This is a genomic window from Pseudomonas sp. CK-NBRI-02, from assembly GCF_008124495.1.
Lineage (GTDB): Bacteria > Pseudomonadota > Gammaproteobacteria > Pseudomonadales > Pseudomonadaceae > Aquipseudomonas > Aquipseudomonas guariconensis.
In genome coordinates this window covers 169,349-191,697 of the sequence record NZ_VSJH01000017.1, presented here as the reverse complement: position 1 = coordinate 191,697, position 22,349 = coordinate 169,349, and the positions used below count along the sequence as shown (strand labels likewise).

The following is a 22,349-nucleotide window of genomic DNA, read 5'->3' as shown; positions in this document are numbered from 1 at the left end:
GTCTGGATCTTGCTCAGAGAAGCCGAACGAGGCCACCCCCGTCTCGCAGTCCTCAGCTCGCAGCCACCTCGGCCATTCGCGGCATGTTCTCAAGGCGCACTTCACCGACACACACCAGGTTGCGCAATTTCTGTGCAATGACTTCGGCCCGATGCCAGCTAAGTCCGTCCACACCCACTTCGATATCCAGCAGATCGTCCTGCTGTTGCACATGGACGCTGTGCGGAGTCAGAAACTGCAACGCGAACAGATTGAGCACCCGGCACAGGCTGTCCGGCTCGGCCTCGGCCTGCAGGCGATAGCGTGCGGTGCAGTGAGCGGCGCTGGCGGCCCAGGTGTCGGTGCGTTGCGGGGTGTCGGGGCGTTCGAGTGCGTTCATGCCGATCTCCATCGTCGAGGGAGAAATTCTGGCAGGTCGAGGGGGGTATTTTTTCGCTATGATTCCAGCCAATCGCCCCTTGGCAGCTATTTCTATTCGAATCTGTGCGAAATGGAGAATTATTCATGCAAAGCGAGCTTGACGCTTACGATCGCCGCATCCTGGAGCTGTTACAAGAGGATGCTTCGCTGTCCAGCGCGCAGATCGCCGAGCGTATCGGCCTTTCGCAATCGCCGTGCTGGCGGCGCATACAGCGCTTGAAGGACGAGGGGATCATTCGTGGCCAGGTGACCTTGCTCGACCGCAAGAAGGTTGGCCTCAATACGCAGATCTTTGCCGAGGTTAAGCTCAATGCCCATGGGCGTTCTAACTTCACCGAGTTCACTGAGGCGATCCGGGGTTTTCCGCAGGTGCTGGAGTGTTATGTGCTAATGGGATCGGTTGATTTCCTGCTGCGCATCGTCACGCCGGACATCGAAGCCTACGAACGGTTCTTCTTCGAGAAATTGTCCAACGTGCCAGGGATCCAGGAAGTCAATTCGATCGTGGCCCTGTCCGAAATCAAATCCACCACCAGTCTGCCGTTATCGAGGTGAAGCGTTCACAGGGGAACCCGCGCTCACAGGGCTGCGCAAAACCAGGATCTGCGCCGTATCTGTAGGAACGGGTCCACCCGTGAAGTAGCGAGCCGGTATCAAACTTTGAGCAAATGCTTCCAGCCCCTGCTCTGATCGATGACGCGGGCCTGCTCGATCCGCGCCTCCAGCAGTTCATCGCTGATCGGCAGTTCCGCCAGCTCATGTAGCTTCTTCAGGTCGCCATACAGCCGGTCCATCTGCGGCGCCTCGAGGACGTGACGCGCGTGGTGCAGCCAGGCCAGCAATTGCTCGATGCGCGGCAGTTGCTCGGCAAGGTCTTCTGGACGCTGGGCATACAGCGGCAACTTCAGCGAACGGCCTTCCTCGCCCAGCAGGTGCGCCAGCCAGCTGGCCAGGTGCGCCTTGCCCTGGCGCTCGCCCCGGCCGGCGCGCTCGACGGTCCAGGTACGGGCCAGCAGCCAGCGCGAGGTTTCCAGGGAGAACTGACCCCAGCGAGTGTCTTCGAGCTCGTCGGCGAACTGCTCGGGGGCGGCGCGGCGGACGTCTTCGTCGTCGTTGCCGGCCTGTACCAACGGACGCCAGTCTTCCAGCAGGGCGTCCAGGCGCAGACGTAGGTCACGTGTGGTCGCGCGGGGGGCGGCCTGGCCCAGAGTGCTGACCAAGGCACGCAGCTCGGCCAGGCACTGCACCCAGTCCTGCAGCAGGCGCCAATGGCCGCTGTGACGGTACTGCTCGGCCAGGCGCTGGCTACTGCCGAGCAACTGCCAGGCCAGCGCCGCGAAGGCGTCGTCCACCGAGGTTTCGGCTTCAAGTTCGGTGTTCGGCAAACTCAGCTCATAGCTTTCGGGCTCGAGCAGGCGGTAGCCGCGCTCGGCTTTGCTGATGTCGCAGGGCATCAGCGGCAGACTGGCGGCCAGTTCGGCGGCCAGTTCCAGCAGCGCTTCAGGGGCACCTTCGCGCAGCTCAAGCTCCAGCTCGCAGATTTCTTCCTTGCGCTTGCCAGCGATGACGAAGCCTTGGTCAAGGGCGGCTTCGATCACCACCTTGGCTTTGCCACGACCCCAGGCGATCTCGGCGAATTCGCGGGTGAAGTCGGTGGTGAACAGCGGCTTGATGGTCTTTTTGTCCAGCCCCGCTAGCTGCTCTGGCCAGCAGGTGTCGTCGAGCTTCTTGAGGTCCAGCTTGACCTTGTCCAGGTGCCATTCGTGTTCGTTGCGCTCGGACAGCCCGGCCACGCTCTGGCCGCGGCACTTGAGGGTCTGGATGATGACCTCGCCGTCCCGACGCAGGCGCAGGGCAACGCGGGCAGCCGCGAGGTCGCGGTCTGGGGTGTCGAAGTACTGGTTGAGCAGTTCGCGGGTCTGCCAGCCGGACTTGTTGCGCTTCTTCAGCAGGGGGTGCTCGCGCAGGGCGGCAAGGGTCTCGCGGCTGGCGCGGAGCTTGAGTTCGGTTTCTTTGTGCATCGCAGACTCGAAGGAGGGGGCATCGTTGTCGTGCAGTCTACAGGAGTCGGCTCCCGGCTGTTGGGTTGTTCCGGGGACGGGATGCATTGCTATGATGGGCCTCGAGCCCGAGGAGAGCGCTTATGCCCCTGCCGTCGCTGAAAGACCAGTTCGCCGCCCTGATCGCCGCACCGTCGGTCAGTTGCACCCAGGCTGCGCTGGACCAGTCCAACCGTCAGGTCATCGACTTGCTGGCCGGCTGGCTTGGCGATCTTGGCTTTGTCTGCGAGATCCGCCAGGTAACGCCTGGCAAGTTCAATCTGCTGGCCAGCCGTGGCACGGGCCCCGGCGGCCTGGTGTTGGCCGGACACAGCGACACCGTGCCCTATGATCCACAACTGTGGGCCAGCGATCCGCTCAAGCTGACCGAGGTCGATGGCCGCTGGGTGGGCTTGGGCAGTTGCGACATGAAAGGCTTCTTTGCGCTGGTCATCGAGGCCGTGTTGCCGCTGTTGGAACACGATTTCAAGCAACCGCTGCTGATTCTTGCGACCTGCGACGAGGAGAGCTCGATGTCCGGCGCCCGCGCCCTGGCTGAGGCCGGTCAGCCCCTAGGCCGCGCGGCAGTGATCGGTGAGCCCACGGGCTTGCGGCCGATTCGCATGCACAAGGGCATCCTCATGGACCGTATCGACATCCTGGGACGCAGCGGGCATTCCTCTGACCCAAGCCTTGGGCACAGTGCCCTTGAGGCGATGCATGCGGTGATGGGCGAGCTGATGGGCCTTCGCCAGCAATGGCAGCAGGCCTACCGCAACCCGCAGTTCAGCGTGCCGACCCCGACGATGAACTTTGGTTGCATCCACGGCGGCGACAACCCTAATCGCATCTGCGGCCAATGCGCCCTGGAGTTCGACCTGCGTCCGCTGCCTGGCATGGATGTCGAACAGCTGCGCGCGGCGATCCGGGAAAAACTCGTGCCGGTGGCCGAACGCCACGAAGTGCGCATCGACTATGCGCCGTTGTTTCCGGAAGTCCCACCGTTCGAGCAGGCCGCCGACGCCGAACTGGTGCAATTGGCCGAACGTCTGACCGGCCATCGCGCCGAGGCAGTGGCCTTTGGCACCGAAGCGCCTTATCTTCAACAACTGGGCTGCCAGACCATCGTGCTGGGCCCGGGCGACATTGCCTGTGCCCACCAGCCGGGCGAATACCTTGAAATGTCACGTATCGAGCCTACTGTGCGTCTATTGCGTGATCTGATCCGGCACTATTGCCTGAGCTAGGGTCTGTATGAAATGTCTTCGCCCGCGCGTACACGCGCATTGGAGCCCTGTTCCAACGCAGCATGGGCCAGAGCGGATACATTTCGTACAGCGCCTAAACGTCCATTGACCTGATTCGTCCCTGCCTAGAGGAGACCGCGCGTGACCGCAAGCCTGTTCCGACGATGATTTTGAACGCCGCCGTTTGTTCGCCGTTCTCCGTTCACTTATCCACAGGCCTTGTCATGCCCGATTACGTCAACTGGCTGCGCCATGCTTCTCCCTACATCAACGCTCATCGCGACTGCACCTTCGTGGTCATGCTCCCAGGCGATGGCGTGGAACACCCCAATTTCGGCAACATCGTCCACGACCTGGTGCTGCTGCATAGCCTCGGCGTGCGGCTGGTGCTGGTCCATGGCTCGCGTCCGCAAATCGAGAGCCGCCTGGCCGATCGCGGCCTGACACCTCATTATCATCGCGGCATGCGTGTCACCGATGCGGCGACCCTGGACTGCGTGATCGATGCCGTCGGCGCCCTGCGCCTGGCCATCGAGGCGCGCCTGTCGATGGATATCGCCGCCTCGCCGATGCAAGGCTCGCGGCTGCGGGTGGCGTCGGGCAATCTGGTCACCGCCCGGCCGATCGGGGTGCTCGAAGGGGTCGACTATCACCACACCGGCGAGGTGCGGCGGATCGACCGCAAGGGCATCAACCGCCTGCTCGACGAGCGCTCCATCGTGTTGCTGTCGCCCTTGGGCTATTCGCCTACCGGCGAGATCTTCAATCTGGCCTGCGAAGACGTGGCGACCCGCGCCGCCATCGAGCTTGGCGCCGACAAACTGCTGCTGTTCGGTGCCGAACCCGGCTTGCTGGACGAGCAGGGCAAGCTGGTGCGTGAGCTGCGTCCACAACAGGTACCCGCGCATCTGCAACGCTTGGGCAGCGACTATCAGGGCGAACTGCTCGATGCCGCCGCCGAAGCCTGCAAGGGCGGTGTGGCGCGCAGTCACATCGTCAGCTATGCCGAGGACGGCGCGCTGCTGACCGAGCTGTTCACGCGTGGCGGCGGGGGCACGCTGGTGTCCCAGGAGCAGTTCGAAGTGGTGCGTGAGGCGACCATCGACGATGTGGGCGGTTTGCTGGAGCTGATCAGTCCGCTGGAGGAGCAGGGGATCCTGGTGCGGCGCTCGCGTGAAGTGTTGGAGCGAGAGATCGAGCAGTTCAGCGTCGTCGAGCGCGAGGGCATGATCATCGCCTGCGCGGCGCTGTATCCGATCGCCGATTCCGACGCAGGAGAACTGGCGTGCCTGGCGGTGAACCCTGAGTATCGCCATGGCGGACGTGGCGACGAGTTGCTGGAGCGGATCGAGAGCCGGGCGCGGCAGCAGGGCCTTAGCACCTTGTTCGTGCTCACCACCCGTACCGCGCATTGGTTCCGTGAACGCGGCTTCGCGCCCAGTGGGGTGGAGCGGCTGCCGGCGGCGCGGGCATCGCTGTACAACTACCAGCGCAATTCGAAGATTTTCGAGAAGCCGCTTTGAGACTGTGCTGATCTCTTCGCGGGCGACACGGTCCCGGAATGAAAAACGCCGCCCCTTGGGGCGGCGTTTTCGTTTACACGGTATGCAGGTACCAGTTGTACTCGAGGTCGGAGATCGAGTGCTCGAACTCCTCCAGCTCGCTCTCCTTACACGCGACGAAGATGTCGATGTACTTCGGATCGATGTACTTGTTCAGGATTTCGCTGTCGTCCAGCTCGCGCAGGGCATCGCGCAGGTTGTTCGGCAGGCTCTGCTCCAGCTGTTCGTACGAGTTGCCTTCGATCGGCTCACCCGGCTCGACCTTGTTGGTCAGGCCATGGTGCACACCGGCCAATACGGCGGCCATCATCAGGTACGGGTTGGCGTCGGCACCGGCCACGCGGTGCTCGATGCGCACGGCATCCGGCGAACCGGTTGGCACGCGCAGGGCTACGGTACGGTTGTCCAGGCCCCAGCTCGGCGCATTCGGCACATAGAACTGTGCACCGAAGCGACGGTACGAGTTGACGTTCGGGCACAGGAACGCCATGGACGCGGGCAGGGTCTCGAGCACACCGCCGACAGCGTGACGTAGCGCGGCGTTCTGCTCGGGATCCTCGCTGGTGAAGATGTTGTTGCCATCTTTGTCCAGCACGGAGATGTGTACATGCAGGCCATTGCCCGCCTGGCCCGGGTAGGGCTTGGCCATGAAGGTGGTGTCCATCTCATGGTCGTAGGCGATGTTCTTGATAAGGCGCTTGAGCAGTACGGCGTAGTCACAGGCCTTGAGCGGGTCGGGGACGTGATGCAGGTTGACTTCGAACTGGGCCGGGGCGCTTTCCTTGACGATGGCGTCGGCCGGAATGCCTTGCTCCTTGGCGCCTTCGAGGATGTCCTGCAGGCAATCGGCATACTCGTCCAGGTCGTCGATCAGATACACCTGGGTCGATTGCGGACGCTTGCCCGAGATTGGCGAACGCGGCGGCTGGGGACGGCCGTTCACGTTTTCCTGGTCGATCAGGTAGAACTCGAGCTCGAAAGCTGCGCAGATCGTCAGGCCCATCTCGGTGAACTTGTTCACCACTTGGCGCAGGACCTCGCGCGGGTCGGCGAAGAACGGCTCGCCTTCCAGTTCGTGCATGGTCATCAGCAGTTGAGCGGTGGGGCGCTTCTGCCAGGGTTCGTTGGAGAGGGTGCCGGGGATCGGGTAGCAGATGCGGTCGGCATCGCCGATGTCCAGGCCAAGGCCGGTGCTTTCGACGGTGGAACCGTTGATATCCAGGGCGAAGAGGGAGGCGGGCAGGTTGATGCCTTTCTCGTAAACCTTGTGGAGGCTGGTGCGCTCTATGCGCTTGCCGCGCACCACACCATTCATATCTGCAATCAGAAGGTCAACGTAGAGAACCTCAGGATGTTCCTTAAGGAACGCGTTCGCTTCGTTAAGCTGAACGGCACGCGGGGGTACCGACATGATGCAACACCTTTGTTGTTAAAAATATCAATCAAGGGGGGCTTGCAAGCCCAGTCAATCCGAAAGACCTAGCGAAGTCAAGCCAACCCCATGATGCCCCGAAATGGCACAGCAACGGCAGAAATGCTGCATCTGGGGGCAACTCATTATCCGCTATTTTGGCCCCAAAGGGCTATCGCAGGCTGAGCGTGGTTTATTTTTTACGGAGTGGTTGTGTAAAAAAATGAACAAGGCTAAGCTCGGCCTCAACCCAGAACACAATAATACGAGGGTCACATGGTCCGCCTGCCGAGACCTGAAAGCGCTGCCTGCGCCGCGCACACAGGTGTTCCCAGCATTCGCCGCGAAGGCTGCGCACGCATCGAGTCCTGCGCGCGCGCTCTGCTCGCAATAATTGACGGCTGGTCAGGTCCATCCTCCGTTCGTAGCAGTTTCCTGCACGTCCTTTCGCTTCTCTGCCCTTTGTTTGTATCGCGGACACGCTTGTTTCGAGTGTATCTGCTGTCGTCTTGCGCGTGGGTTTTTGCTTTAGCCAAGCACTGCATCCAGAATCAAGGCGCGGGTCTGCCATGGCATTTGCGGCCAGGCAGCGTCCGTCTTGATCGACGCCAGGCGTCAGCGGCGCCCGACTATCGTCAGCCGGGCCACATTACCTCCTGAGGTATTTATGAGTACCAACCTCGACCAGCTCACCGATTGGTTGAAAGAGCACAAGATCACCGAAGTGGAATGCCTGATCAGCGACCTGACCGGCATCACCCGCGGCAAGATTTCGCCGACCAACAAGTTCATCGCCGAAAAGGGCATGCGCCTGCCCGAAAGCGTCCTGCTGCAGACCGTGACCGGCGACTACGTCGACGACGACATCTATTACCAACTGCTGGACCCGGCCGACATCGACATGATCTGCCGCCCAGACGAGAGCGCTGTGTTCCTCGTGCCATGGGCCATCGAGCCGACCGCCCAGGTCATCCACGACACCTACGACAAGAAGGGCAACCCGGTCGAGCTGTCGCCGCGCAACGTGCTCAAGAAAGTCCTGAAGCTGTACGCCGACAAAGGCTGGCAGCCGATCGTGGCGCCTGAGATGGAGTTCTACCTGACCAAGCGCAGCGAGGATCCGGACTTCCCGCTGCAACCACCAGTGGGTCGCTCCGGCCGTCCGGAGACCGGTCGCCAGTCGTTCTCCATCGAGGCTGCCAACGAGTTCGACCCGTTGTTCGAGGACGTCTATGACTGGTGCGAACTGCAGCAACTGGACCTCGACACACTCATCCACGAAGACGGCACGGCGCAGATGGAGATCAACTTCCGTCACGGCAACGCTCTGCACCTGGCCGACCAGATCCTGGTGTTCAAGCGCACCATGCGCGAGGCGGCGCTCAAGCACAACGTGGCCGCGACCTTCATGGCCAAGCCCATGACCGGCGAGCCGGGCAGCGCCATGCACCTGCACCAGAGCGTGGTGGACGTGGCCACCGGCAAGAACATTTTCTCCAACGAGGACGGCAGCATGAGCGAGCTGTTCCTCAACCACATCGGCGGCCTGCAAAAGTTCATCCCTGAAGCGCTGCCGCTGTTCGCCCCCAACGTCAACTCGTTCCGCCGATTCCTGCCGGACACCTCGGCACCGGTGAACGTCGAATGGGGCGAGGAGAACCGCACCGTTGGCCTGCGTGTGCCTGATGCCGGGCCGCAGAACCGCCGCGTGGAAAACCGTCTGCCAGGCGCCGACGCCAACCCTTACCTGGCCATTGCCGCGAGCTTGCTGTGCGGCTACATCGGTATGGTCGAGGGCATCGGCGCCAGCGCGCCGGTCCAGGGCCGTGGCTACGAGCGGCGCAATCTGCGCCTGCCGCTGACCATCGAAGATGCCTTGGAGCGCATGGAAAACTGCCGCGCGCTGGAACAGTACCTGGGCAAGAAATTCATCAGCGGCTATGTGGCCACCAAGCGGGCCGAGCACGAGAACTTCAAACGGGTAATCAGCTCCTGGGAGCGAGAGTTCCTGCTGTTTGCCGTCTGATCAAACTTGGGGCCGCTTCAGCGCGGCTGTCGGATAACGGAGAAGCACATGAGCGTCAACAACCCGCAAACCCGTGAATGGCAAACCTTGAGCGGTGAGCACCACCTGGCGCCTTTCAGCGACTACAAGCAGCTGAAGGAAAAAGGACCGCGCATCATCACCAAGGCCCAGGGCGTGCATTTGTGGGACAGCGAGGGTCACAAGATCCTCGACGGCATGGCCGGCCTGTGGTGTGTGGCCGTCGGCTATGGCCGTGAAGAACTGGTGCAGGCGGCGGAAAAACAGATGCGAGAGCTGCCGTACTACAACCTGTTCTTCCAGACCGCTCACCCGCCAGCCCTGGAACTGGCCAAGGCGATCACCGATGTGGCGCCCAAGGGCATGACCCATGTGTTCTTCACCGGTTCCGGCTCCGAAGGCAACGACACCGTGCTGCGTATGGTTCGCCACTACTGGGCGCTCAAGGGCAAGCCTGGCAAGCAGACCATCATCGGCCGCATCAACGGCTATCACGGCTCCACCGTCGCTGGCGCAAGCCTCGGCGGCATGAGCGGCATGCACGAGCAGGGCGGCCTGCCGATCCCGGGCATCGTGCACATTCCACAGCCGTACTGGTTCGGTGAGGGCGGCGACATGACCCCTGATGCGTTCGGGGTATGGGCTGCCGAGCAACTGGAAAAGAAAATCCTGGAAGTGGGCGAAGACAACGTCGCGGCGTTCATCGCCGAGCCGATCCAGGGGGCGGGCGGGGTAATCATTCCACCGGACACCTACTGGCCGAAGATCAAGGAGATCCTCGCCAAGTACGACATTCTGTTCGTCGCCGACGAAGTGATCTGCGGCTTCGGCCGTACCGGCGAGTGGTTCGGCTCGGACTACTACGGTCTGGAACCCGACCTGATGACCATCGCCAAGGGTCTGACCTCCGGTTACATCCCCATGGGCGGTGTGATCGTGCGTGACACCGTGGCCCAGGTTCTCAGCGAAGGCGGCGACTTCAACCACGGCTTTACCTACTCAGGCCACCCGGTGGCCGCTGCCGTGGGCCTGGAAAACCTGCGCATCCTGCGCGATGAGAAGATCGTCGAGCGCGCCAGGACCGAAACGGCACCTTATTTGCAAAAGCGTTTGCGTGAACTGCAAGACCACCCACTGGTGGGCGAGGTACGCGGCCTGGGCCTGCTCGGTGCGATCGAGCTGGTCAAGGACAAGGCGACCCGCACCCGTCACGAGGGCAAGGGCGTCGGCATGATCTGCCGTACGCACTGCTTCGAGAACGGGCTGGTGATGCGTGCGGTGGGCGACACCATGATCATCGCGCCGCCCTTGGTGATCAGCCACGCAGAGATTGATGAGTTGATTGAAAAGGCGCGCAAGTGCCTGGACTTGACGTACGAAGCGATCAAGTGACGGTCTGCTAGGCTGGCAAAGCGACATTAAGCGGTTACAGGGCCCTGCTTTCCTTGAAACAGCGCCTTGTAACTTGCCAGACTAGCGGCTGTTTCAGTCGCCCAGTGCTGTACCGTGGGATCTTGGCTGCTGAACAGATGGCTTGATAATAAATTCTGGAGCATTACGCATGAAGAAAATGGGCAAGACGTTGCTGGCCGCGGCCCTGATGGGTGCCATGGCTACCGCTGTTCAGGCTGACGACAAAACGCTGCACGTCTACAACTGGTCCGACTACATTGCACCGGACACCATCGCCAACTTCGAGAAGCAGACCGGCATCAAGGTCGTCTACGACGTTTTCGACAGCAACGAGACCCTGGAAGCCAAGCTGCTGGCCGGCAAATCCGGCTACGACGTGGTCGTGCCGTCGAACAACTTCCTGGCCAAGCAGATCAAGGCAGGTGTCTACCAGGAGCTCGACCGCTCGAAGCTGCCGAACTGGAAGAACCTGGACGAAGACCTGCTCAAGGCCGTGGGCGATGCCAGCGACCCGGGCAACAAGCATGCCTTCCCGTACATGTGGGGCTCGATCGGCATCGGCTACAACCCGGAGAAGGTCAAGGCCGCGCTGGGCGTGGACAAGATCGATTCTTGGGACGCCGTGTTCAAGCCTGAGAACATCGCCAAGCTCAAGAGCTGCGGCGTGAGCTTCCTGGATGCACCGACCGAAATGATCCCGGCGGCCTTGCACTACCTGGGCAAACCGTCCAACAGCACCGACAAGAAAGACCTGAAGGCCGCCGAAGAGCTGTTCCTGAGCATTCGTCCTTCGATCACCTACTTCCACTCCTCCAAGTACATCTCTGACCTGGCCAACGGCAACATCTGCGTGGCAGTCGGCTACTCGGGCGACCTGGAGCAATCCAAGGCCCGTGCCCACGAAGCCGGCGACAAGGTCAAGCTGAGCTACGTCATTCCGAAGGAAGGCGCCGGTACCTTCTACGACATGGTCGCCATTCCGAAGGATGCCGAAAACGTCGAAGCCGCCTACAAGTTCATGGACTTCCTGATGCAACCGGAAGTCATGGCTGGCATCACCAATGCCGTGCGCTTCCCGAACGGCAACAAAGCTGCGACTGCACTGGTAGACAAGGAAATCACCAGCGATCCGAGCATCTACCCGCCAGCTGACGTGAAGAAAAAGCTGTACGCGATCGCCGACCCGGGTGCCAAGGCACAGCGTGAGATCACTCGCAGCTGGACCAAGATCAAGTCGGGCAAGTAAGCCCGTCTCGAAGCCCTCTGGGCCGGGGTTTCCCGGCCCGGAAGGCGTGTAAGGCAATTTTGTTTGCGGCATCGATGCAGCAAAGGTAAGTTGCGCGCCGGTTTTGCGTGTACGGCAGCGTCGCCGTCACCCAGAGGCACTGATTGTGAGGACCATCCACTTGTCTATTTCCGTATTTCGCAAGGCCATGATGGCTGGAGCGGGTCTGACGCTGGCATTCGGCGTCCAAGCAGCGCCCACGGTGCATATCTACAACTGGTCGGACTACATTGGCCCGACGACCCTCGCCGATTTCCAGAAGGCAACCGGCATCGAGGCCAAGTACGACGTCTTCGATTCAAACGAAACCCTGGAAGGCAAGCTGCTCGCCGGTCGCACCGGCTATGACGTGGTCGTGCCGTCCAACCATTTCCTGGGCAAGCAGATCAAGGCGGGCGCCTTCCAGAAGCTCGACCGCAGCCTGCTGCCGAATTATTCCAACTTGGACCCGGCTCTGATGAAGCGCCTCGAGCGCAATGACCCGGGCAACCAGTACGCCGTGCCGTATCTGTGGGGCACCAACGGCATCGGTTACAACGTCGAGAAGGTCAAGGCGGTGCTGGGCACCGACAAGATCGACTCCTGGGCCGTGCTCTTCGAGCCCGAGAACATGAAGAAGCTCTCCCAGTGCGGCGTGGCGTTCCTGGACTCGGCCGACGAAATGCTGCCGGCCGTGCTCAACTACATGGGCCTGGACCCTAACAGCAGCAATCCCAAGGACTACCAGGCGGCCGAAAAGAAACTCCTGGCCGTGCGTCCCTACGTGACCTACTTCCATTCCTCGAAATACATCACTGACCTGGCCAATGGCGATATCTGCGTCGCCGCCGGATTCTCCGGTGATGTGTTCCAGGCCAAGGCCCGCGCCGAAGAGGCCGGCAAGGGCGTGAAACTGGCCTACGCCATTCCAAAAGAAGGCGGCAACCTCTGGTTCGATGTGCTGGCGATTCCCAAGGACGCCAGCAACGTCAAGGAGGCCCATGCCTTCATCAACTATCTGCTGAAACCTGAGGTCATCGCTCAGGTCAGCGATTATGTCGGTTACGCCAACCCGAACCCCAGGGCTGGCGACCTGATGGATCAGGCCGTGAGGACTGACGCTGCGGTCTACCCTCCGCAGGAAGTGCTGGACAAGATGTTCGTCAATGCTGAGTTGCCACCGAAGGTGCAACGTCTGATGACCCGTAGCTGGACCAAGGTCAAGTCGGGCAAGTAATCATCCAGACCCTCTACGTTCCTGCCAAAACAGGTCGTGTGGGCATAAAAATCTTGTTGGGAGTTTCACTCATGGCAGTTGCCTCCGGTGCCTATAAAAAAGCCCTCGAGGGTGGCCAGCAACCCAAGCAGGTGCTGGTCAAAATCGACCGGGTCACAAAAAAGTTCGACGAAACGGTAGCCGTGGACGATGTGTCCCTGGAAATCCGCAAGGGTGAGATCTTCGCCCTGCTGGGTGGCTCCGGCTCCGGCAAGTCCACCTTGCTGCGTATGCTTGCCGGCTTCGAGCGTCCGACCGAAGGGCGGATCTTCCTCGATGGCGTCGACATCACCGACATGCCGCCCTACGAGCGGCCGATCAACATGATGTTCCAGTCCTACGCGCTGTTCCCGCACATGACCGTGGCGCAGAACATCGCCTTCGGCCTGCAGCAGGACAAGATGCCCAAGGCCGAGATCGACGCCCGCGTGGCCGAGATGCTCAAGCTGGTGCACATGACTCAGTACGCCAAGCGCAAGCCGCACCAGCTTTCCGGCGGCCAGCGCCAGCGTGTGGCCCTGGCCCGTTCGTTGGCCAAGCGTCCGAAGCTGCTGCTGCTGGACGAACCGATGGGCGCCCTGGACAAGAAACTGCGCTCGCAAATGCAACTGGAGCTGGTCGAAATCATCGAGCGAGTCGGCGTGACCTGCGTGATGGTGACCCACGACCAGGAAGAGGCCATGACCATGGCCCAACGCATCGCCATCATGCACCTGGGCTGGATCGCCCAGATCGGCAGCCCGGTGGATGTGTACGAGACCCCGACCAGCCGCCTGGTCTGCGAGTTCATCGGTAACGTCAATCTGTTCGAGGGTGAAGTGGTCGACGACGCCGAAGGCCATGCGCTGATCGCAAGCCCTGAGCTCGAACGCAATATCTACGTCGGCCACGGTGTCACCACCTCGGTCGAAGACAAGCACATCACTTATGCCCTGCGTCCGGAAAAACTCCTGGTGACCTCCGAGCAGCCGACCTGCCAGTACAACTGGTCGCGTGGCAAGGTCCATGACATCGCCTACCTGGGTGGTCATTCGGTGTTCTACGTGGAGCTGCCGAGCGGGAAAGTGGTCCAGTCCTTCGTCGCCAACGCCGAGCGCCAGGGCACCCGCCCGACCTGGGGCGATGAAGTGTACGTCTGGTGGGAAGACGACAGCGGCGTGGTATTGCGCTCATGAACATTCGCAAGCTCAAGCGAGCACTCAACAAAGTGACCCCGGAGGGCCGCCATCTGGTGATCGGCGTGCCGTTCATCTGGCTGTTCCTGTTCTTCATGCTGCCGTTCTTCATCGTCCTGAAGATCAGCTTCGCTGAAGCCGACGTGGCGATCCCGCCCTACACGGAGATCTACAGCTACGTCGAGGACAAGATCCAACTGGTACTCAACCTGGCCAACTACGGCCTGTTGACCGAGGATGAACTGTACATCTCGGCCTATCTGGGCTCGCTGAAGATGGCCTTCTTCAGCACCCTTCTGTGCCTGCTGATCGGCTACCCGATGGCCTACGCCATCGCCAATGCCCGCAAGGAAACCCAGACGGTCCTGCTGCTGCTGATCATGATGCCGACCTGGACCGCGATCCTGATCCGCGTCTATGCCTGGATGGGCATCCTCAGCAATAACGGCCTGCTCAACAGCTTCCTGCTGTGGATCGGCTTGATCGACCAGCCGCTGCAGATCCTCAACACCAACCTGGCGGTGTACATCGGCGTGGTCTATTCGTACCTGCCGTTCATGATCCTTCCGTTGTACGCGAACCTGGTCAAGCACGACCCGAGCCTGCTCGAGGCCGCAAGCGACCTGGGTTCGAGCACCTTCAACAGCTTCTGGAAGATCACTGTGCCGCTGTCGAAGAACGGCATCATCGCCGGCTGCATGCTGGTGTTCATCCCGGTGGTGGGCGAGTTCGTGATTCCTGAACTGCTCGGCGGCCCGGAAACCCTGATGATCGGCAAGGTGCTGTGGCAGGAGTTCTTCAACAACCGTGACTGGCCGGTGGCATCCGCCCTGGCGGTGGTGATGCTGGCGATCCTGATCGTGCCCATCCTGCTGTTCAACCGCAGCCAGGCCAAAGAAATGGAGGGCAGAGCATGAAGCGCTTCGGTTTCTCCAAGCTGATGCTGGTGCTCGGCTTGCTGTTCATCTACCTGCCGATGCTGATCCTGGTGATCTACTCGTTCAACGCCTCCAAGCTTGTGACGGTCTGGGGCGGCTGGTCGGTGAAGTGGTACGTCGGCCTGCTGGACAACAGTCAGTTGATGGGCTCGGTGATGCGCTCGCTGGAGATCGCCTGCTACACCGCGATCGCCGCCGTGGCGTTGGGTACCCTGGCCGCCTTCGTGCTGACCCGGGTGACCCGTTTCAAGGGCCGTACCCTGTTCGGTGGCCTGGTAACAGCGCCTCTGGTGATGCCTGAGGTGATCACCGGTCTGTCGCTGCTGCTGCTGTTCGTGGCCATGGCGCAGATGATCGGCTGGCCGCAGGAGCGTGGCATCGTCACCATCTGGATCGCTCACACCACTTTCTGCGCAGCCTATGTGGCGGTGGTGGTGTCGGCGCGCCTGCGTGAGCTGGACCTGTCCATCGAAGAGGCTGCCATGGACCTGGGTGCCAAGCCGTGGAAGGTGTTCTTCCTGATCACCATCCCGATGATCGCGCCATCGCTGGCGGCGGGTGGCATGATGTCCTTCGCCCTGTCGCTGGATGACCTGGTACTGGCCAGTTTCGTGTCCGGTCCAGGTTCGACCACCTTGCCGATGGAAGTGTTCTCCGCTGTGCGCCTTGGCGTGAAGCCGGAAATCAACGCCGTGGCCAGCTTGATCCTGCTGTCGGTATCGCTGGTGACCTTCCTGGTGTGGTACTTCAGCCGCCAGGCCGAAGAGCGTCGTCGCAAGGCTATCCAGCAAGCCATCGAAGAGGGCGCTGCGGCGAATGTTTCGCAGCCGCAGGTCAAGCGTCCGGTTCAGGCTACCGCGTCGGTCTGATCCATCCGTGGGCCGATTTGCGGCCCTTCGCAGGCTCCGCGAGCTCCTGCAGGTATCGCATGCGATACCTGCAGGAGCGCATCGGGGCCGCGCGAGGGCTGCGACGCATCCCCAGGCTCAATCCGGCCAGTTCCAGGCCGGTTCATCGAGCATCCCCTGCCCAGCCATCAACGTCTGCCCGAGATCTTTTTCCAGGCGGATCGAGTGACAGGCTTCGTCTTCTTCCAGCGCCGCCACCAAGCGCGGAGCATGGGAGACCACCCACACTTGGCAATGCTGCGCAGCGTGGCGGATCAAACGCGCCAAGGCCGGTAGCAGGTCCGGGTGCAAGCTGGTTTCCGGCTCGTTGAGCACCATCATGCTCGGCGGCCTGGGCGTCAGCAGGGCGGCCACCAGCAGCAGATAGCGCAGGGTGCCGTCGGACAGTTCCGCGGCGCTCAACGGGCGCAGCAGCCCGGCTTGGTGAAAACGCAGGCTGAACAAGCCCCCGGGCTGCGCATCGATTTTCAGATGAGCCCCAGGGAAAGCGTCGCCGATGGCTTGCTGCAAGGCGCCGAAGTCACCGATCTCATCGATGGTCTGCAAGGCAGCGGCCAGGTCGCGGCCATCGTGGTGCAGCACGGGGGTGCGGGTGCCCAGGCGTGGCTGGCGTGCCGGTGCCTCGGCGTCGGTGCGAAAGTGATCGTAGAAGCGCCAACTGCGGATGCGTTCGCGCAGGCGCAGGACTTCCGGCGAATCCTGCAGGCTGCCGACGTGGTCGAACAGGCTGTCGAATTCGGTCATGTGCTGATTGCGCACCTGCCACTGGCGCGTCTGGCGTGCCTTGACCATGGCCGCGCTACGCTCAACCAGCAGACTGGCAGGGCGGCACACCGGGCCAGCCCAGATCGCCTCGTGCTTGATCTGCGGGTCGAGGGCGAACTTCGACCGGCTCGGCTCGGGCAATCCGAGGCTGATGGCGTAACCGAAATCGTCGTCGGCAAACCCCAGGCGCAGACGTTTGACATGTTGACGCGGCCCACCCTGCACGGGCACGTCGCCCTGGCGCATGCGCCGGCTGATCGTCTCGGGGCCGGCCCAGAACGTCGACTCCAGGCCGCCCTCGGCGGCCAGGGCGTTGACCACCCCGCCACGGGCCGTCTCGGCCAGCAGGCGCAGGGCTTTGTAGAGGTTGGACTTGCCGCTGCCATTGGCGCCGGTGATCACGTTCAACCGGCCCAGGGGGATGACCAGCTGGTTGATCGAGCGATAGTTGGCAATGGCCAGGGTGTTGAGCATGGGCCTTTTCCTTGTCCTGTGAAGCGGCAGTATCCCCGATTCTGCGTGCAGAAGTTTTGATGGATCTGAGTCAGTGCCAGTTGTCCGTGCCTGATCTACGCTTTCACTCGCGTCCCTCAATCCAATTGGCACAAGCAAGGAGCCTGCATGACGTTAGCGCGTCCGCTGATGGTCGTTTGCCTGGGGCTGCTGTCCATGCTGTCGGGCTGTAGCAAGGAAGAGTCGAAAGCTGAACTCCCCAGGGTGGGTGTAATCCAGGTCAAACCTACCGATTTTGCCGCCAGGGTGACCCTGACCGGCGATGTCCAGGCGCGGGTGCAGACCGACCTGTCGTTCAGGGTCGGCGGCAAGATCATTTCCCGTAGCGTGGATGTAGGCGATCACGTCAAAGCCAACCAGGTGTTGGCGCGCCTGGACCCCAAGGATCTGCAGAACAACGTCGATTCGGCCAAGGCCGAAGTATTCGCCGCCCAGGCGCGTGTCACCCAGACCAGCGCGGCCTTCGTGCGTCAGCAAAAGCTACTGCCCAAGGGCTACACCAGCCAGAGCGAGTACGACTCCGCCCAGGCGTCGCTGCGCAGCGACCAGAGTGCGCTCAAGGCTGCCCAGGCGCAGTTGGCCGATGCCCAGGAGCAGTTGAGTTATACCGCGCTGGTATCAGAGGCCGACGGGGTCATCACCGAGCGTCAGGCCGAAGTCGGCCAGGTGGTGCAGGCGACCATGCCGATCTTCAGCCTCGCCCGCGACGGCGACCGCGATGCGGTGTTCAACGTGTATGAGTCCCTGCTGGTGGCGCCGCCGAGCGATGCAGGCGTCATTGTCAGTCTGCTGGACGATCCCAAGATCCAGGCGCAAGGGTTTGTCCGGGAAATCACGCCGACCGTCTCCGCGCAGAGTGGCACGGTGCAGGTCAAGGTAGGGCTGCGCAACGTACCTCCCGGTATGCAGCTGGGCGCGCCGGTCACCGCCACCACCAATGCCCAGGGGCGGCCGAGTGTCGAGCTGCCCTGGTCGGCCTTGACCAAAGCGTTGCACGAGCCGGCGGTCTGGGTGGTGGGCGAGGGGGACAAGGTCGAATTGCGCAAGGTCGAGGTCACACGTTACCTGACCGGCAAGATCGTGGTCGCCAGCGGCCTGAAAAGTGGTGAAACCGTCGTGGTCAGTGGTGGGCAATTGCTGCACCCGAACATGCAGGTGCACAAGGTCGACGCCAAGGACGGGGGAGGGGCGCCATGAAGCGCGTGCTGCTTGTATTGCCGGCCAGCCTACTGCTGGCCGCCTGTTCCAGCGAGGAGCAAGCACCCGAGCCGATCCGGCCGGTGTTGTCGATGACCGTCGAACCCCAGGTACAGTCGCAGCTGGGGCGCTTTGCGGGCAGTATCCAGGCCCGCTTCGAAAGCACGCTGGGGTTTCGTGTGTCCGGGCGTATCGCCCGGCGCTGGCTGGACGTCGGCGCCCAGGTAAAGCCCGGCGATACCTTGGCCACCCTCGATCCGACCGATCAGCAGAACCAACTGCGCGCTGCCGAAGGCGACCTGGCCAAGGTGCAAGCGCAGTGGATCAACGCCCAGGCCGACGCACGACGGCAACAGCAACTGTTTGATCGAGGCGTTGGCGCCCAGGCGCAATTGGACATCGCCCAGACCAACCTCAAGACCACAGGCGCTGCACTGGAACAAGCCCGTTCGGCAGTGAGTCAGGCCCGTGACCAGCTCGACTACAGCACCCTGCGCAGCGACCACGCCGCCGTCATCACCGCCTGGCAGGCCGAGGCCGGGCAGACGGTGACGGCCGGGCAGGCCGTGGTCACGCTGGCCCGTCCGGACGTCAAGGAAGCGGTGATCGATCTGCCTATCGGTCTGGCCGAGCAACTGAACAAAGGCCTGACGTTCACCGTCGCCTCGCAACTGGACCCCACCATCAACACCACCGCTACCTTGCGCGAGCTGGAGCCCCAGGCCGATGCCACGACGCGAACCCGTCGTGCGCGGCTGACCCTGGCCAGCACGCCGGCCGCCTTCCACCTGGGCACTGCCATCAGCGTGACGTTGAGCTCCGCGGTTTCGCCGCGCAGCCAGCTGCCGCTGAGCGCCTTGCTCGAACGCGACGGCAAGACCCAGGTGTGGGTGATCGACCCGAAACAGAAGACCGTGGCCATCCGTGACGTAGCCCTGATCGAGCGCACGCAGGACAGCATCGTCCTGACGTCCGGCGTTCAGCCAGGCGAGCGGGTGGTCACAGCCGGCGTGAACAGCCTCAAGCCGGGCCAGAAGGTCGCATTCGATGAGGACGCGCAATGAAAGGAAGCTTCAACCTGTCCGAGTGGGCGCTCAGGCACCAATCGTTCGTCTGGTACCTGATGTTCGTCGGGCTGCTGATGGGGATTTTTTCGTATTTCAACCTAGGACGTGAGGAAGACCCGTCCTTCACCATCAAGACCATGGTGATCCAGACCCGCTGGCCAGGGGCGACCCAGGACGAGACGCTGTATCAGGTCACCGACCGCATCGAAAAGAAGCTCGAGGAGCTCGACTCGCTCGATTACACCAAGAGCTATACCCGCCCTGGTGAATCCACTGTCTATGTCTACCTGCGCGACACCACCAAGGCCAAGGACATCCCGGAAATCTGGTACCAGGTGCGCAAGAAGATCCAGGATATCCGCGGCCAGTTTCCCTCGGGCATCCAGGGCCCTGCCTTCAACGACGAATTCGGCGATGTGTTCGGTTCGATCTATGCCTTTACAGCCGATGGCCTGACCTTGCGCCAGCTGCGCGACTACGTGGAAGTGGCGCGGGCCGAAGTGCGCGATGTGCCCAACATCGGCAAGATCGAGCTGATCGGCACCCAGGACGAAGTGCTCTACCTGAACTTCTCCACCCGCAAGCTGGCGGCCCTGGGCATCGACCAGCGCCAGGTGATGCAGGCTTTGCAATCGCAGAACGCGGTCACCCCGGCGGGCGTGATCGAAGCGGGCCCCGAGCGCATCTCAGTGCGTACGACCGGGCAATTCGCCTCGGAAAAGGACCTGCAGACCGTCAACCTGCGGATCAACGACCGCTTCTTCCGCCTCGCGGATATCGCCGATATCGAACGTGGCTATGTCGATCCACCTTCGCCAATGTTCCGTTACAACGGCCAGACGGCCATCGGCCTTGCGATCGGCATGAAGGCCGGTGGCAACATCCAAGTGTTTGGCGCTGCGTTGAAGAAGAAGATGGATAGCGTCGTCGCCGACCTGCCGGTGGGCGTGGGCGTGCACACCGTGTCCGACCAGGCCGTGGTGGTCAAGCAGGCGGTGGGCGGCTTCACCAGTGCGCTGTTCGAGGCGGTGGTGATCGTGCTGGGGGTGAGCTTCGTCAGCCTGGGCGTGCGCGCAGGTCTGGTGGTGGCGTGCTCGATCCCGTTGGTGCTGGCCATGGTGTTCGTGTTCATGGAGTACAGCGGCATCACCATGCAGCGGATCTCCCTCGGAGCGCTGATCATCGCCCTGGGCCTGCTGGTGGATGATGCGATGATCACGGTGGAGGTCATGGTCACGCGGCTGGAGATGGGCGAAAGCAAGGAGCAGGCGGCGACATTCGCCTACACCTCCACAGCCTTCCCCATGCTTACCGGCACGCTGGTGACCGTGGCCGGTTTCGTGCCGATCGGGCTCAACGCCAGCTCTGCGGGTGAATACACCTACACCTTGTTCGCCGTCATCGCGGTGGCGTTGCTGGTGTCGTGGGTGGTGGCGGTGTTCTTCGCGCCTGTGCTGGGCGTGCATATCCTGAGCAGCAGCAAGCTCAAGGCCCATGAGGCCGAGCCCGGCCGCGTGGGGCGTGCGTTCGAGCACAGCCTGCTGTGGTGCATGCGTCATCGCTGGCTGACCATCATCGGCACGGTGTTGCTGTTTGTCCTGGCGCTGATCTGCGAGCGCTTCGTGCAGAACCAGTTCTTCCCTTCGTCCGACCGCCCCGAGATCCTGGTCGACCTGAACCTGCCCCAGAACGCGTCGATCGAGGAAACCCGCAAGGTCGTCGACCGGTTCGAGGCCAGGATCAAGGACGACCCGGACCTGGTGCGCTGGAGCACCTACATCGGCCAGGGGGCGATTCGCTTCTACCTACCGCTGGATGCGCAATTGCAGAACCCCTACTACGCGCAGCTGGTAATCGTCAGCAAGGGCTTCGAAGAGCGCCAGGGCATGATGAAGCGTCTGGAGAAGATCCTGCGCGAAGAGTTCGTGGGCATCGGTACCAACGTCCAGTCGCTGGAAATGGGCCCGCCGGTGGGACGTCCGATCCAGTACCGGGTCAGTGGCAAGGACATCGACCAGGTGCGCAAGCATGCGATCGAGCTTGCCACCCTGCTCGACGCCAACGAGCACATCGGCGAGATGATCTACGACTGGAACGAGCCCGGTAAGGTGCTGCGCGTGGAGATCGCCCAGGACAAGGCGCGCCAGTTGGGGCTGTCGTCCGAGGACGTGGCCAACGTGATGAACAGCATCGTCAGTGGCACGCCGATCACCCAGGTCAACGACAATATCTACCTGATCAACGTGGTCGCCCGTGCCGAAGACAGCGAGCGTGGCTCGCCCGATACTCTGCAGAACCTGCAGATCCTCACCCCCAACGGCACCTCGATCCCGCTGCTGGCCTTCGCCACCGTGCGCTACGAGCTGGAACAGCCCCTGGTATGGCGCCGCGACCGCAAGCCAACCATCACCATCAAGGCCTCGGTCAACGGCGACATCCAGCCCACCGACCTGGTGGCCCAGCTCAAGCCTGAAATCGACCAGTTCATCGACAAGCTGCCGGTCGGCTATGAAGTGGCCACCGGCGGTACGGTGGAAGAAAGCGCCAAAGCCCAAGGGCCGATCCGCAAGGTCATTCCGCTGATGCTGTTCCTCATGGCGACCTTCCTGATGATCCAGCTGCACAGCGTGCAGAAGCTGTTCCTGGTGGTCAGCGTGGCGCCACTGGGGCTGATCGGCGTGGTGCTGGCGCTGGTGCCCACCGGCACGCCCATGGGCTTCGTGGCCATTCTCGGTATCCTGGCCCTGGCCGGCATCATCATCCGCAACTCGGTAATCCTGGTGACTCAGATCGACGAATTCGAGGCGCAAGGGTTCTCGCCCTGGGATGCCGTCGTGGAGGCGACCAACCACCGCCGCCGACCGATCCTGCTGACCGCGGCGGCGGCGAGCCTTGGCATGATCCCGATCGCTCGGGAAGTGTTCTGGGGGCCGATGGCCTACGCGATGATCGGCGGCATCATCAGTGCAACGCTGCTGACGCTGTTGTTCCTGCCGGCGCTCTATGTGGCCTGGTACAAGATCCGCGAGCCGCAGACACAACGTTAGGGCACGCAACGGGTCTGTGGGAGCGGGTAAATCCGCTCCCACAGACCCGTTGCCACCTTCGAA

17 protein-coding genes are annotated in these 22,349 nt (G+C 62.2%); 13 read left to right on the top strand and 4 right to left on the bottom strand.

Going from position 1 to position 22,349, the window contains the following annotated elements; all coding sequences use genetic code 11:
- Positions 1-52: 52 nt before the first annotated feature.
- Entirely contained in the window at positions 53-379 is a 327-nt protein-coding gene (locus DQ397_RS14240) for a hypothetical protein (RefSeq protein WP_043211552.1), read from the bottom strand.
- Positions 380-504: 125 nt separating this feature from the next.
- Between DQ397_RS14240 and DQ397_RS14235 the strand changes: the two genes are divergently transcribed.
- Complete coding sequence (locus DQ397_RS14235) at positions 505-975, top strand: Lrp/AsnC family transcriptional regulator (protein WP_043211551.1); 471 nt, start codon at positions 505-507, stop codon at positions 973-975.
- Positions 976-1,073: 98 nt separating this feature from the next.
- Here the strand turns inward: DQ397_RS14235 and DQ397_RS14230 are convergent, their stop codons facing one another.
- Positions 1,074-2,441, bottom strand: coding sequence for an inorganic triphosphatase (locus DQ397_RS14230; protein WP_043211550.1), 1,368 nt, complete (start codon positions 2,439-2,441; stop codon positions 1,074-1,076).
- A 122-nt stretch (positions 2,442-2,563) separates the two neighbouring features.
- Between DQ397_RS14230 and argE the strand changes: the two genes are divergently transcribed.
- Both argE and argA read left to right on the top strand, forming a co-directional pair.
- Entirely contained in the window at positions 2,564-3,706 is a 1,143-nt protein-coding gene (gene argE, locus DQ397_RS14225; protein WP_043211548.1) for an acetylornithine deacetylase, read from the top strand.
- A gap of 224 nt (positions 3,707-3,930) precedes the next feature.
- Complete coding sequence (gene argA / locus DQ397_RS14220; RefSeq protein WP_043211546.1) at positions 3,931-5,229, top strand: amino-acid N-acetyltransferase; 1,299 nt, start codon at positions 3,931-3,933, stop codon at positions 5,227-5,229.
- 73 nt (positions 5,230-5,302) lie between these two features.
- On the opposite strand, the gene DQ397_RS14215 is transcribed toward argA, so the two are convergent.
- Positions 5,303-6,679 carry a glutamine synthetase family protein gene (locus DQ397_RS14215; RefSeq protein ID WP_043211544.1) on the bottom strand — a complete coding sequence of 459 codons (1,377 nt, stop codon included), beginning with the start codon at positions 6,677-6,679 and terminating at the stop codon, positions 5,303-5,305.
- A 667-nt stretch (positions 6,680-7,346) separates the two neighbouring features.
- Between DQ397_RS14215 and DQ397_RS14210 the strand changes: the two genes are divergently transcribed.
- From DQ397_RS14210 to DQ397_RS14180, 7 genes are all read left to right on the top strand, one after another.
- Positions 7,347-8,705 (top strand): glutamine synthetase family protein, encoded by a 1,359-nt coding sequence (locus DQ397_RS14210; protein WP_043211541.1) that lies wholly within the window; start codon positions 7,347-7,349, stop codon positions 8,703-8,705.
- Positions 8,706-8,753: 48 nt separating this feature from the next.
- On the top strand, positions 8,754-10,115 hold the full coding sequence (locus DQ397_RS14205) for an aspartate aminotransferase family protein (RefSeq protein WP_043211539.1): 1,362 nt from the start codon (positions 8,754-8,756) through the stop codon (positions 10,113-10,115).
- A 169-nt stretch (positions 10,116-10,284) separates the two neighbouring features.
- Positions 10,285-11,382 (top strand): polyamine ABC transporter substrate-binding protein, encoded by a 1,098-nt coding sequence (locus DQ397_RS14200; RefSeq protein WP_043211536.1) that lies wholly within the window; start codon positions 10,285-10,287, stop codon positions 11,380-11,382.
- A 160-nt stretch (positions 11,383-11,542) separates the two neighbouring features.
- On the top strand, positions 11,543-12,637 hold the full coding sequence (locus tag DQ397_RS14195; protein WP_043211534.1) for a polyamine ABC transporter substrate-binding protein: 1,095 nt from the start codon (positions 11,543-11,545) through the stop codon (positions 12,635-12,637).
- A gap of 71 nt (positions 12,638-12,708) precedes the next feature.
- Positions 12,709-13,851 carry a polyamine ABC transporter ATP-binding protein gene (gene potA / locus DQ397_RS14190; RefSeq protein WP_043211532.1) on the top strand — a complete coding sequence of 381 codons (1,143 nt, stop codon included), beginning with the start codon at positions 12,709-12,711 and terminating at the stop codon, positions 13,849-13,851.
- Complete coding sequence (locus tag DQ397_RS14185) at positions 13,848-14,768, top strand: ABC transporter permease subunit (RefSeq protein ID WP_043211531.1); 921 nt, start codon at positions 13,848-13,850, stop codon at positions 14,766-14,768. The genes potA and DQ397_RS14185 overlap by 4 nt, the downstream gene beginning before the upstream one ends.
- Entirely contained in the window at positions 14,765-15,658 is an 894-nt protein-coding gene (locus DQ397_RS14180; protein WP_043211529.1) for an ABC transporter permease subunit, read from the top strand. Before DQ397_RS14185 ends, DQ397_RS14180 begins: the two co-directional genes overlap by 4 nt.
- 117 nt (positions 15,659-15,775) lie before the next feature.
- Here the strand turns inward: DQ397_RS14180 and DQ397_RS14175 are convergent, their stop codons facing one another.
- Complete coding sequence (locus tag DQ397_RS14175; RefSeq protein ID WP_090343460.1) at positions 15,776-16,936, bottom strand: AAA family ATPase; 1,161 nt, start codon at positions 16,934-16,936, stop codon at positions 15,776-15,778.
- 147 nt (positions 16,937-17,083) lie between these two features.
- Here DQ397_RS14175 and DQ397_RS14170 point away from each other — a divergent pair, with 147 nt between their 5' ends.
- From DQ397_RS14170 to DQ397_RS14160, 3 genes are read left to right on the top strand one after another with little or no spacing between them, the layout of a single operon-like run.
- Complete coding sequence (locus DQ397_RS14170; RefSeq protein ID WP_043211527.1) at positions 17,084-18,172, top strand: efflux RND transporter periplasmic adaptor subunit; 1,089 nt, start codon at positions 17,084-17,086, stop codon at positions 18,170-18,172.
- Positions 18,169-19,236 carry an efflux RND transporter periplasmic adaptor subunit gene (locus DQ397_RS14165; RefSeq protein ID WP_043211525.1) on the top strand — a complete coding sequence of 356 codons (1,068 nt, stop codon included), beginning with the start codon at positions 18,169-18,171 and terminating at the stop codon, positions 19,234-19,236. The genes DQ397_RS14170 and DQ397_RS14165 overlap by 4 nt, the downstream gene beginning before the upstream one ends.
- On the top strand, positions 19,233-22,286 hold the full coding sequence (locus DQ397_RS14160; protein ID WP_043211523.1) for an efflux RND transporter permease subunit: 3,054 nt from the start codon (positions 19,233-19,235) through the stop codon (positions 22,284-22,286). Before DQ397_RS14165 ends, DQ397_RS14160 begins: the two co-directional genes overlap by 4 nt.
- Positions 22,287-22,349: the final 63 nt, after the last annotated feature.